Below are 11,897 nucleotides of genomic sequence, written 5' to 3'. Positions count from 1 at the left end.
CCAGTTCCTGCCAAGAGTACAACAGGCCCGAGACACGGCACCATCCCAACGTTCGAAACGACGTACAACGCACCCCAAAAAAGGACAGCATAAAAGGAATGAGCAATGGAAGCTTCGAATTGTGGGGCCACCGGGGCTCGAACCCGGGACCAACGGATTATGAGTCCGTAGCTCTAACCGACTGAGCTATAGCCCCGCGTATTCCCTGCATGCTTTTGCGCACACAGCGAATCCGCTCCCAGCAACATTAATCGGCGGGCCCAGAAAACGACAATTTAGGCCCCTGAAATCGCTGTCTGAACTTCGACAGCACTCTTCCGCCCTTTCACCGCCAGGGAGGAGCCAAGGCACGCTTCTGCTCACTTTTTAGTCGGGCTGGGTTCTAGGACGCTGGGTAAGCTGCCAGGCTTATTCCTCCTTTTTCATCCTTCTGGCTTGCCTGCGCGCGCGGCGTCGCGCGCGCTTTGCTGTGCGGATGTCCACGACCCAACGCGGAACAAAAGACCACGGAAGCGGAATCCCCATCCGTAAACCCAATAACCCCGATGACAAAAGCCGCCACGAGCGGAACAATCAGCACCGTTTCGACGGACTCGGGAAGGTTCGCACTTGCCAACAACCCTGTGACACCGGCCGCGCCCATAATGAGTGTGCCATAAGGATAAATGAAGAGGACGCCATCGCTTTCCGCGCCTGTTGCATCGGCTGAGTCGTACCACTCTTCTGATTGGGGATTCCTCCGCACGTACCGTATATAAAAGGTCCAGTAGGCCACCATGACCAGCACTAAACCGACGCATACGAGCAGCCCAGTGGTATCCCCGTCCATAGGATATGGCCTCCTGTGGTTGCTAGTTGCGGTATGTAAACAGACGCTACCAGCCGCCACTAAGATGAGTCCGAAATCCGGATGCGGGCACGCACCCGGTTCTAAAACAGCCGTCTATGATCCGGCATGCGTGAGCCTGTAGTGTCGCGACCATGAGGCTCCTTTCCTTTAGCGTGTCCAACTTCCGCAGCATCCGCGCCACGCAGACGCTTTCGCTGTACCACCATTGGCAGCACTCCACCGCGCCGAAGGAAGGTTGGGAGCAGGTCAGCGACCCCATCACCGTCCTTATCGGCCCCACTGCATCCGGAAAGAGCAGCGTCCTCAACGCCCTCGCCTTCGCACTGCTTGCCATCGAGTCCTCTGCCACCGCCTGGCTTGCCGACGCCCCACCCAACCAACTCCCCCACGCCCCTTACCGCCTCAACCCCCGCACGCAGCGCTTGCCCAGCACTTTTGAGCTGGAGTTCGAACTCGATGGTGTGCGCTATCTCTACGGCTTCCAGTGGAGTTTCACCGGCGTGCATGCCGAGTGGCTCAGCCGCGTGCCATCAACCAGGTGGAGCCCCTGTTTCGTGCGCACCCGCGGTGAGGAGGTGCAGTGGACGCGCTCCTTTATGGATAAGGGGGATGTGGCCAAGCTCGGCCCCGTGACAGACACCGAGCTGATCCTCTCGGCCGGCCTGCGCGATGGGCACCCCGTCCTCGCCCCGCTGGCCCGCGCATTGGTGCACGACGTGGCCTACCTTCCGCACGGGCATACCGCGATGAGCACTGCCTCCCGCATCACCAGCCTCATCCGCACCGGCAAGCTGCACCTGCATGAAGCTGCCGCCCTACTTCGCGCGGCCGATGCCGGAATCCACTCCGTACGCCTCAACCAGGACCGCATCCCGGAGCACGTCTTCCGCCAGATGCGCCCGGTCATCGACGCGCTCAGCCGCAGCAACGCCCGGCTCCGCCGCCCCGACGAGTTCAACGCCTACTCCGATGCGGAGATTGAATCCCTGCTGCACGCCATCATCGTGGAGCACAAAGTTGGTGACTCCTACTACTCGCTGAAGCTGACCGATGAATCCGGTGGCACGCAGAACTGGATGGCCACCGCTCCCCTAGTCCTGGACACCCTGCGCCGCGGCGGGATCTTGGTTGCCGATGAGCTGGATTCCGCCCTGCGCCCAGCGCTCCTCGACTTCATCATCCACGCCTTCCGCGAGCCCAGAATCAACGTCAACGGCGCGCAGCTCATCTTTGCCTCCCACGCATTCAGCGCCCTTGAACGCGCCGGCGAGCTGGGCCTGCGCCCGGAAAGCTTCTGGTCCGTGGAGAAGACCGCCGCCGGCGAATCAGAACTGCACAACCTCAGCAACACTTCCGCCTCCCTGGACAACCCCGACGCCACCCACCGATTCCTGCGCGAGCGCTACGGCACCGTCTCCCGCGAGGCTCTCAATGCACTCAAGGAGCTCGTGAGGAACCACGCATAAAAGGGCGGGCGCTTGACCACGTTCTGTAGTCGAATAACCTCTTGACTGGCGCGCCTTCAGCGGGAAGCATGACTGCATGAACATCGAACGCATCGTCCCCAACCTCACAGTGGCAGATCTCCGCAGAAGCGTCGACGAACACGCTGCGGTCCTCGGTCTCGAGGTGGTGATGGATCACGGCTGGATCGTCACACTCGCCGATTCCAGAGGCTGTCAGCTGAATCTCCTCACGAGAGATGCCACAGCCTGCGAGAATCCCGATGCTTCAATCTTCATCGATGATGTCGAAGCCGCCTACTGTCGCGCTGTCGAGACAGGTCGTGAAATCGTGCACCCTCTCACAACCGAAGAGTGGGGCGTCACGCGCTTCTCTTACCGCGACGGATAAGGCAACGTCATCAACGTTGGCATGCATTCTCGATGAGCACCCAAGATGCAGGGCAGCGTTGGCGCGCTTGCCATGCACTATTTCGTTGATCCGCCACGGGGGAACACCGATAGACTCAGCGAACTTGTATTGCGCGATGCCGAGGCCCTCAATGAAGTCCTCCGTCAGGACCTCGCCAGGGTGAATCGGCACGTAAAGCTTCTCAGTCACCATTTACCTCAGTGGCAGTCAACAATCCTCCCCTTATCCTTGCAACTGGGATTCAGCTCACGCTACACGGTTTTCTCGTCTCGGAGCGCACGCTCGGTGACCGAAGTCGGATCACACGTTAAGCCTGAACTCGACGGCGTATCGGTGCAAAGAAACCTTCTCATTCGTGAATAGCAGCTAAAACCACCACCCCCGGCTATGTGCGGCAAAGATAGAGTGCGTACCAGGCAGCCTCAGCCCCCGCTCATCGTGCAGCAGCGTCCTTCATCAAGACATACATGGGATTCGCCCCACATACGGTTAATTCAGGCTTCCGATACCGCCCAGATAGTCCGTTGAAACTTTACCGAACGGTCCGTGCGGAACGCTCGGCCGTAAATAGGATTGATGCCGCACAAAGGCGGGCGCGAATGCACTAAACGTCCTCCCTGCTACCCCCGCGTTCTACCGGTCCGAGTACCTGCCGGTGCACGATACCTGGACGCCGATGTGGGTGTAGCCGCTTGGCGCGTAGCATTGGCGACATGCGCATTTTCACCGTGGGCCACTCCAACCTCGAGTTCGAGGACTTCGCTGAAATGATCAAGGCTGCCGGTGTGGCATCCATCGTGGATGTGCGCAAGCTGCCCGGGTCCAGGAAGTACCCGTGGTTCAACGGCGACCACCTTGCCGCACACCTTCCCACATGTGGCATCACTTACAGCAGAAGCGAGGGCCTCACCGGGCGGCGCAACGTGTCCCACTCGGTTCCGTTTGAGGTTAACGGCAACTGGCGTAACCGCAGCTTCCACAATTACGCCGACCATGCGCTGGGCGAGGAATTCTCGGACGCGATCTCGCAGCTACGGGCGAACGCCGCCGAAACCCCCACCGCGATCATGTGCGCAGAGGGGATGTGGTGGCGCTGCCACCGGCGTATCATCGCCACCCACTTCATCGCCCACGGTGACGAGGTTGGCCACATTATGGGCCTGGGTGCAGCCGGGGCGAAGGTGAGCGAGGCAACGCTCAACGACGGCGCAGTCATCGGCAACGATCTCCTCGTGCGCTACCCCGAGCAGGGCTAGCGCGTACACCAGACGCCAGAGGTGCAGAAACTCGGACTACGACTCAGTCAGCCACGGCATCCTCCTCGGCCTGACCTCAGGCGCGACCTACGCCTTGTATTCATGGAGCGCCCACCACCTTATGAGCAGTAGCATCGGAGGCACACCAGCGGATAGCACGCTCAAACGAGCTTTAGGTTAGGAAATCTGAACCGCTCAATCTAAGAAGACCACCGGTAGCCCCGGTAGTGCCCCAAAGCGTCGAATCGAAAAACGTGCTACCGACTTGCCGCGGCCCTAGACGTTGAACTTGAAGTCCACCACATTCCATATCCTTATAACGTCTCGAGCGATGTGCATACACACTCCAGCTCACAGTGGCCTGCAAACTCGCTGTGTGACGCGATTTATGCCGCTCAGTGCAGCCCGCGCCGGAAACGTTCTGCGTCCTCCTCGTTCCGTCGCGCTTCGTATTCGTACGAGACAGCGATTTTCCTAAACAAACCAGCCACTCGAGGCGCGATGTCGGCGAATGCTTGGGCCTTGACTCGATAGTCCGCAGCAAGCCTGAGTTCCTGCTCGCCACCGTCTTCCAAGCCGCGACTAGTAACTCCACGACTATTAAGGATATAGAGGTAGAAGCCGGTCTCAATGTGATCAAGCTGCACTTCTTCAATGAGATCCCGCACGACGTTGCCCGGCCAGGTGCCGTCATCGTCTGGTGGGGTATGGCCGAGAACCTGGCCAATCTGCTGCAGGCCGACCTCGGTCCGGCCTCGTTCAGCCAGGAGCTCCATAGCTCGATCAAGCCAGGCTCGAAGCACCTCGGCATTCATGACGCCATCGACGAGGCCGGGCGGTGTGTCCCATAGATTGAGTAAGCGGTACGCATTGGTTGCCAGGGAAACGTCGTGTTGTTCTTCGCCAGTCGGGTCCTCGGCGCCTTCTTCGTCCTCACCACTCGGCCGGGCACGGTAAACAGTGCACACGATCTCGACGAATTTTGCAGGGTCGGCAGCTAAGCTTTCGGATAGCGCTGGGACTCTCGCGTCATAGCCGAGCGCCGGAAGGTACGACCACTGCAGTCGAACAAGGCAGCCAGGCTCAAGGTGCTCGCGCATAGCTTCGAGGTAGGCGAAGAGCCGCTGAAAATCATAGGACGATAGATCACGAGCAGCGGCAGATGGAGTTTGATCTGCCAGGAGCCCTTCCAGTGCTCGCACAATGAGTTTCGCTACCTGGGGACGCGGACCGTCCTTTTCGATGCGGGTGTACATGCTCATGAGATGTACAACGTCGGCGTGGCGGTCAACTTGGATCAAGTGCTCAGCAATCTCGTCGATCTTGTCAATGTCTTGCCCCAAGCCGATTGTCTGGAATGCCCTCCAGTACCGGGCCTCAAGATCCGGGTCCATACCAACCAGAGCCCATACCTCCGCGAGGTTGTCGCGCGCGACAAGCAGGAGTCGAACACGTTGATCGACCGTAAGATCGCTCTGTTCAAGGAAGTCTGTGATCAGAGCGAAACCTTCTAGGGAATAGCGAGTCGAGAAATACGACATCGCGGTGCTGGCGAGATCCTGGTCGGCAGACGTCAACCAACCGAGCAACTCATCATCGTGCGACGAGCCGATTTTCGCCAAGGCGATACCAACGGCCTCCGGCATCGACGCGTCTCGTGCCAGCCTCGTGATGGCGTCAAAACCGCCCTCGGCCTCGATCTTTTCTACGGCTTGGACGCGTCGGCGCCCGAGCTCACGTTCAAAGGCTTCATAATCATCTTTTTTGTGAGCGCCGATATACGGAGTCCATGATTGAAAGAGTCTGATCAGTCGGACATACGCAGACCTCGGCTGGTAGCGCGCTGCCAGTGCGTCGAGCTTGCCGAGTTCCTCGTCGGAAAGTGTCCAGGCAGCATCCGGAAACCTGCGATGACGGCCGATGAGGTCCGCCAGGGTTCGCCACACCGCTTCTCGAAAGTCAGCCGTAAACTGCGGCTGGTCGGCCATCGATTCGAGAGCATCCACCACTCGTGCTCGGTCTGCTGATGGTAACTCTGCCGTGTGAGAAAGGATCGTTGACCAGCGCTGCGCATCCTGACCAGCATCTTCGATGCAACGCTCTACCGCGGCGGTCGTCATCTTCCAGAATTCGCCGTATGTCACAGATAGTTTGTCCGGCCTCCAAGTTCGGAACGCAGGTGTACTAATCGGGAAATGTGTCCCGTGCCCCTCAGGAAGCATGCTGCACTCCAACTTCCAAGCAACGCCAGGGCGTCTTCGGCGCAACGTGTCGAGGACAATAAGCCGCCGGTCAGGATCGACAGAGCTATCTGGATGCCACGGGCGGAATATTGCAGCCAAAGAGGCCGCGGGACGGTTAGCCAGCCGACCACCCGGATCGATCTCGTCAAGGCGTGCCAGGAGATCGACAGCACGTCCGAAATGATCAGAGGACCAGGACACGCACTCGAGCGCCCACAGCAGATTGCTGTGGGGAGTTCCGCCCGAGAAGATTCCCGATTCGTCGGCGTTGTCCTGGAACATGGTGGCCAATAGAGGGGAATCGCCTGCTGTTGCTGCACTGACCGCATCGAGGAAGGCGTCCGGCCCGGCCTCAGCGAGGAGGGGCAAGATGTCAGCTAGTGATTGCCACGCTCGCCCGGTATCATCTGTCGACGCCCATTCGAGTAGCTTCCCAACCAGATAGTTTGCGAAGTCTGACCCTGATACTCCACCCGACAAGACGACAGTTTGGCCGTACATTCCCAATAGAGCGAGCGACTGAGCGAGGCCGCGACGGAGGTCACCGGAGTAGCGACGGGTTTTTCCATCAATCGATGCTCTCCACCGTTGATCCCACGGTAGGTCGAGGGCCGGATCGTCCTCTGCGAAGACCCTCTCGACGATGGTCTCGAACCGCTTCATGTCATCGTGAGTCAGCTTCGGCACCAACAGCATCCAAGCATCCACCGGTGAGACAAGATGCCAAGCTTCGCCAGTGCGGATTACCAGAGGATCGGTAGGGTTGTCGGCTATTCCTGTGATCGCCTCTCTAAACGACTCGTAGTCAGTTCCCGTGAGCGCCTCGAGGATCGAACGATCCCCTTCTGCAGTGTCTCCCCAGGAGCCAGCCAACAGGATTGATCGGAAGTTTCGAGACGGACTCACATCAGCCCAGGTCGGTCGATGCAGGACGGCCTTTACAGCCAAGTTTCGCCGCAGACCGGTCAAGCTTCGCCGTGCGAGCCTACCGAGCTCTTCGGCCCTATCGCTATCTGTGACTCCGGCGCTCGTCAGCGCGACTGCTGCCTCAGCAGCATCCAACGCTGGAAGTGTGACGTCGGCACCTTCGTTGGAGACAACCGGCACACAAAAGTTGTGCACAGTACCTGCAGGGATCTCGCTTGCCAACTCGGGCGTGCGAGGGACCAAGACAAGCGGTTGGGACGAGGTTGTCAACTGCCTCCATGTGGATATGTCGTCGACGAATGCGAGCCGTGCGAGCATCTGGCCGCTGCCCTGGTCATCAAGGTTGACGGCGATCGCAGCGATGAAGGCGCATACTTCCTCCATCGAGGCGCCAGCAATCGTAGTGACGGAGCCGGATGAACCAAGCCGGTCTTCGAGATCCTTGGCAGTGTCAGTTCGACCGGCGAGCACAACTTTCGGTATCAATGTTGGATTCGTTTGTGCTGCCCAATCTCGCCACCAGGTCAGACCGGTGCGAAGTCCGTATGGAGAAAGCCCCAGTTCTTCCGACAGCCACGCCCATGTAATTGGGGCGGCCTCAAGCCAAGTCTCGATATCATCAAGCCCGAAAGCCTTGACGTCTCTCCAGACCTGGTCGTTTCGCTTATTTTTAGCCCATTTGTCCCGTGCCGTCCAAGTACGCAGGATCACTTCGATATAGGTGCATTCAGCGGTCCGTGTGCCGTCTGGAGTGTCTGTTCGCTTAGAATAGTCCTCATCGGCCTTCTTGTTAGGGCTGGAATTAACCGACAGCTCCCATACCGACAAACCATCTGGAACCCAAGCCGTCGCTTCGGTTGCCCGAACAGAACCGTCCCAATCCCCTGCTGCCACACCGTCGCCTGCGGGCATCCCTAGCTGGACCAACCCCGGTGTCGTTTCAAGGATGAGACGACGCACCAGACGCGGGAGTTCAGACTCCGAATTACGAGTATCGGCCCAGTTCTTCAGCTTACTTCGGTCAATGTAGCCTGCTCTAGTCCTCACGGGATACACCTCCAGTCGCGCAAGTTACTCCCCATAAACTAGGTCGCTCCAGGTCCAGCTTTAGAGAGTTTAATGGATAAACGATACCTTATACCTAAACGTGCAGCCCCAAATTGATCAATATCAGAAGACTAATTACGGAAGAGCACTATATGTTGAACTGGACCACCACGTTTCACATAACTATAACTTCACAGCGCTCAGTCACGCTCTGGGCCGCTCATCCGTGTTATTCTGGCGTCACGTTGTGCTGGTGTGACTATCCTTCATCTACAGCATGACGGGAGTAATTGCCTGGGGCGTCATTGGATTGGACGTCTGGCGACAATGGTCGCCACTGGCCCGCGCGACGGAACGGGCTCGCCGAACACGCCTGAGGGGATGGACCCCGGGCCGGAGCGCCGATTGGCTCCGGTAGCGCCTTCTTGACGGAAGGAGAAACGCTACCGGGAGTTTCCATGGGCGCATTCGCCTTACCGTCACTAGAAGACGAGAAAACACTTCTCACCCTGCAGGATGCGGTGGCCGAAGGTTTCGGCGGCTACTCCACCCTCCGCAAGTACATCTCCGAGGGGTATCTGCGCGCCAGCAAAATCGGTGAACGCATCAAGATCGAGAGGGCTGACCTCGAGGCCCTCAAACGCCCCACCGGCCGCCAGCCGACATTTGAGGATATCGAGTCGGCCGTGAGCCGCATCGCCGCCGCTGCTCCCCCGCTGAGTGATCAGCAGATCCACCGTCTCGCTCGGCTCCTGGGCGGTGGCCAGCAATGCGCACAAATAAAACCCCGCCAGCCTGGGTGAACTGCTCCCCATTAGTAGGACTGAGAAATCAGTTACCGACTAGAGGGGAGCAGTTTTTCATTGAGAGCACGAAATTTGCCGAGCGAATATCAGCGCGAGCAGCAGTACTCGTTCGAAATCAAGAAGGAAATTGTCCAACGCCACCTTGCCGGCGAGACAAGAAGCTTATCGACGCCTCCACCACCCACGACCCCCAACAACCCGCCCCCGAGGGTCCTAATGATGCGGACTCCTAACGACTTGCGTGCACACGCCTCCAAGTACCTGCGCAACCACTTCCCCGAAGCACTCGCAGATCCCACTGCACTCAACCTTGACTGGCCGCTGCACCCGCCAACAGCCACTGCCGCCGCCCGCGATATCAAAGCCACGAAGGACTTCATCCGCGCCTGGCAGCGCTGGCCGAACCAGGACGAGGTCATCTATGAATCCCGCAATTGGTCCCGCGCAGGCCTTGGCACCAGCGACGTTCCCACACGCGTAGTACTCACCGACGCCGAGCGTATCGCTGCCGCCGCGGGCCTGATGTCCGACTACAACCGGGCCCTCCAGCGCGCCCAGGACATCGCCGCCATCTTTCCGGACTCCCCGGACTTCGCTCATACCGTCCGCCGCACGTACAACCAGTGGAAGGACTTAAGCGCCTACGACCTGCGCTGCCTTGGACCGTGTCTGACCTGGCTGCGCGCCAATCCCCACTCCGGCGAATGGGAGCGCGCCGTGCCGGTGGAAGGCGTCGACGGCAAATGGATTGGCAACCACCGCCGCCTGCTCCTGACGCTCCTTGCTCCCTTCGGTATCACGGACTTGAGCCTGCACCGCAGTGATGCCCGCCTGCGCCTGCGCTACCTCAACCGCGCCCCGACACTCTCCGATATCGAAATCCCCCTCGCCGACGCCGCCACCCTCTTCCCCGACACCCCACCCCGGGTGCTCATCGTGGAGAACAAACAAACCTTCCTGGCACTGCCCGCGCTTGCCGACGCCTCCCCAACCACCGTCGCCATCCTCGGCTCCGGCACCGCTGCTCACCAACTCCAGGCACTGGGCTGGCTACAGCGAGCTGACATCACCTACTGGGGTGATCTTGACGCCGCCGGCTTTGCCATCCTCAACGCCGTGCGCGCCCACTTCCCCCACACCACATCACCACTCATGGACCCCGCCACCGTCACCGAATTCCAGCACCTCGCCGTCCCCGACCCCGGCGACGGCTCCGCCGCCCTCGCCCACCTCACCACCGAAGAGCAACGCGCCTACCGCTTGCTTTACACCTAAGGAAGGCTGCGCATTGAACAGGAGCGGATTCCGTTTGCGTATGCGAGTACCCAAGTTCAACGAGAGTTCTGTCCAATGAGAGAGACCTAAGAGGTTCCCGAACGAACAAATATGCGACCAACGGACTGTAACCCGCATGAAGCCTGCCCCCTCACCGCATCTCATGCTTAAAAAAGTGTCCTATGCAATAGGTATACTAGCTTTATTGTCGAACACTTTATCTACAGTGAATTGAGGTATAGCTTTTGCCCCACCGCCTCCACCCTTCTCTATCTCGCATCTTCCAACAAGCCTCTCCCGAAGACACGATTATTTTTATCGACGAGAGCTACGTAGCCCCCGGTGAGGAATTTTCCGACTCCTTTTACGCACTGGTCGCAACCGCCATTAAGTTCAAGCACCTTGCCGACACCCGGGACTATCTGAACGAAGTCGCGCAGTCCTCCTATTGGCATACGACTGAATCAATGCAAACCAGCGAAGGTCAAGAAAGGGTCGAGGCAATGCTCAAGCTTTGTCATGAATTCGGAGACTCCCATTCTGTCTCTTGTCTTCGCCCGCTTCAGCAGGACCACGATGTTGAGCACGCTCGCCAAGACTGCCTCGAGAAGCTGATCACCACTATCACCGAGCAAGACCTTTCGCTCAACGGAATCATTTTCGAGGAACGGTATTCCCAATCTGATAACGACAAAGATAGAAACACGCTAAAGCGTTTACGAAGGTTAAACGTCCTTCCACAAGGAATTCCCGCCGCATGGGTTAGCCCAGCCGACGAAAGGTGCCTTTGGATACCAGACCTTGTGGCCTATATGTATCGACGAACGCTAACTCACGGCGGACAGAGCACACTATGGTTCAACAAATATCTGGCAGAACATTGCCAAATCTTGACGGTGCCACCGAAGCGCAAACCCTAAACCTGCGCAAGCTCCAAGAGAAAAAATAAATGACCCCCACCTGCCAGTAGCCTCGGTGAGGGTCGAGCAGCTGTACATAATGTAGGGCTGCTCCTCTCTCAAAGTATGCCTTATTTAGCCCAATTCAGTCAAGAGGCACAATGCCATCTCCCCGACGCCGTCTTCGATACTCAACGCGAACCGGAATTTCATTAGTCTCCAATGGCTAGTCGAGTCTCACGGATGGTATACGGCGTTATTTAACAACCACAGGCCGGTTGACGTTTGCTTTAAACTGTTTGGAAGCACGGATTTGCAGAGGGCCCACAAGCCAATTCCTCGACGATTAAGACTTCCCCTTCGTCGGGATAAACAGTCAAGCTAGACGGCGGTTAAGAGCCGCGGACCAATTGGCAATCTCCCGTCCTAAGTACTCGACGTAGCGGCGACGGTCTTCCTCATCCATATCTTGGGCCTGAGTTACAGAAGTATCAATGTAGTCAGGTTTTGAAACGGTCGACTTTGTCAATTTAATTCCTCCTTTCCCAGCATGACACACACCTGAAGCGTCTTTCACCTTTCAGTGAGACTCTTCTTAAGGACAACCGAGTTGTGTGCGAGTGACTAGAGGCCATCTCAATGCTCCACTTGCTGCACGTGCCCGGCACGCCTGTCAGGATCAAAACATGTGAAGCGTCCTGGGTTTAGTTCCTACCTCA

Annotated in this window: 9 protein-coding genes and 1 tRNA gene; 5 read left to right on the top strand and 5 right to left on the bottom strand. The window is 58.3% G+C overall.

The features are described 5' to 3' along the window. Positions 1-122 precede the first annotated feature (122 nt). Positions 123-196 (bottom strand) — tRNA-Ile (locus HMPREF2996_RS01045). Positions 197-382: 186 nt separating this feature from the next. Next, positions 383-829 carry a hypothetical protein gene (locus HMPREF2996_RS01040; RefSeq protein WP_246822964.1) on the bottom strand — a complete coding sequence of 149 codons (447 nt, stop codon included), beginning with the start codon at positions 827-829 and terminating at the stop codon, positions 383-385. A 152-nt stretch (positions 830-981) separates the two neighbouring features. Here HMPREF2996_RS01040 and HMPREF2996_RS01035 point away from each other — a divergent pair, with 152 nt between their 5' ends. Continuing rightward, the gene (locus HMPREF2996_RS01035) at positions 982-2,316 is read left to right on the top strand and encodes an AAA family ATPase (protein ID WP_070729706.1); all 1,335 of its coding nucleotides are present in this window, start codon (positions 982-984) and stop codon (positions 2,314-2,316) included. Between the two features lie 265 nt (positions 2,317-2,581). Here HMPREF2996_RS01035 and HMPREF2996_RS12925 read toward each other — a convergent pair whose 3' ends face one another. Next, positions 2,582-2,914, bottom strand: coding sequence for a helix-turn-helix transcriptional regulator (locus HMPREF2996_RS12925; RefSeq protein WP_246822969.1), 333 nt, complete (start codon positions 2,912-2,914; stop codon positions 2,582-2,584). Between the two features lie 524 nt (positions 2,915-3,438). Between HMPREF2996_RS12925 and HMPREF2996_RS01025 the strand changes: the two genes are divergently transcribed. After that, positions 3,439-3,981, top strand: coding sequence for a DUF488 domain-containing protein (locus tag HMPREF2996_RS01025; RefSeq protein ID WP_070729705.1), 543 nt, complete (start codon positions 3,439-3,441; stop codon positions 3,979-3,981). A 395-nt stretch (positions 3,982-4,376) separates the two neighbouring features. Here HMPREF2996_RS01025 and HMPREF2996_RS01020 read toward each other — a convergent pair whose 3' ends face one another. Further along, on the bottom strand, positions 4,377-8,111 hold the full coding sequence (locus tag HMPREF2996_RS01020) for a hypothetical protein (RefSeq protein ID WP_141757466.1): 3,735 nt from the start codon (positions 8,109-8,111) through the stop codon (positions 4,377-4,379). Positions 8,112-8,656: 545 nt separating this feature from the next. Between HMPREF2996_RS01020 and HMPREF2996_RS01015 the strand changes: the two genes are divergently transcribed. The 3 genes from HMPREF2996_RS01015 (at position 8,657) to HMPREF2996_RS01005 (ending at position 11,199) form a co-directional block, all read left to right on the top strand. Further along, entirely contained in the window at positions 8,657-9,001 is a 345-nt protein-coding gene (locus HMPREF2996_RS01015) for a helix-turn-helix domain-containing protein (protein WP_070729701.1), read from the top strand. 219 nt (positions 9,002-9,220) lie between these two features. Continuing rightward, positions 9,221-10,279, top strand: a complete 1,059-nt coding sequence (locus tag HMPREF2996_RS01010; RefSeq protein ID WP_246822963.1) for a DUF3322 domain-containing protein — start codon at positions 9,221-9,223, stop codon at positions 10,277-10,279. 245 nt (positions 10,280-10,524) lie between these two features. Continuing rightward, positions 10,525-11,199 (top strand): hypothetical protein, encoded by a 675-nt coding sequence (locus tag HMPREF2996_RS01005; protein ID WP_070729698.1) that lies wholly within the window; start codon positions 10,525-10,527, stop codon positions 11,197-11,199. Positions 11,200-11,554: 355 nt separating this feature from the next. Here HMPREF2996_RS01005 and HMPREF2996_RS12750 read toward each other — a convergent pair whose 3' ends face one another. Continuing rightward, positions 11,555-11,707 carry a hypothetical protein gene (locus HMPREF2996_RS12750; protein ID WP_168166664.1) on the bottom strand — a complete coding sequence of 51 codons (153 nt, stop codon included), beginning with the start codon at positions 11,705-11,707 and terminating at the stop codon, positions 11,555-11,557. Positions 11,708-11,897: the final 190 nt, after the last annotated feature.

Source organism: Corynebacterium sp. HMSC066C02 (genome assembly GCF_001814945.1).
Lineage (GTDB): Bacteria > Actinomycetota > Actinomycetes > Mycobacteriales > Mycobacteriaceae > Corynebacterium > Corynebacterium aurimucosum.
This window is presented reverse-complemented; position numbering and strand designations above follow the sequence as displayed.

Coding starts and splice junctions, on each gene's coding strand:
- HMPREF2996_RS01040 (WP_246822964.1), bottom strand. CDS start 829: ATGGACGGGGATACCACTGGGCTGCTCGTATGCGTCGGTTTAGTGCTG.
- HMPREF2996_RS01035 (WP_070729706.1), top strand. CDS start 982: ATGAGGCTCCTTTCCTTTAGCGTGTCCAACTTCCGCAGCATCCGCGCC.
- HMPREF2996_RS01025 (WP_070729705.1), top strand. CDS start 3,439: ATGCGCATTTTCACCGTGGGCCACTCCAACCTCGAGTTCGAGGACTTC.
- HMPREF2996_RS01015 (WP_070729701.1), top strand. CDS start 8,657: ATGGGCGCATTCGCCTTACCGTCACTAGAAGACGAGAAAACACTTCTC.
- HMPREF2996_RS01010 (WP_246822963.1), top strand. CDS start 9,221: ATGATGCGGACTCCTAACGACTTGCGTGCACACGCCTCCAAGTACCTG.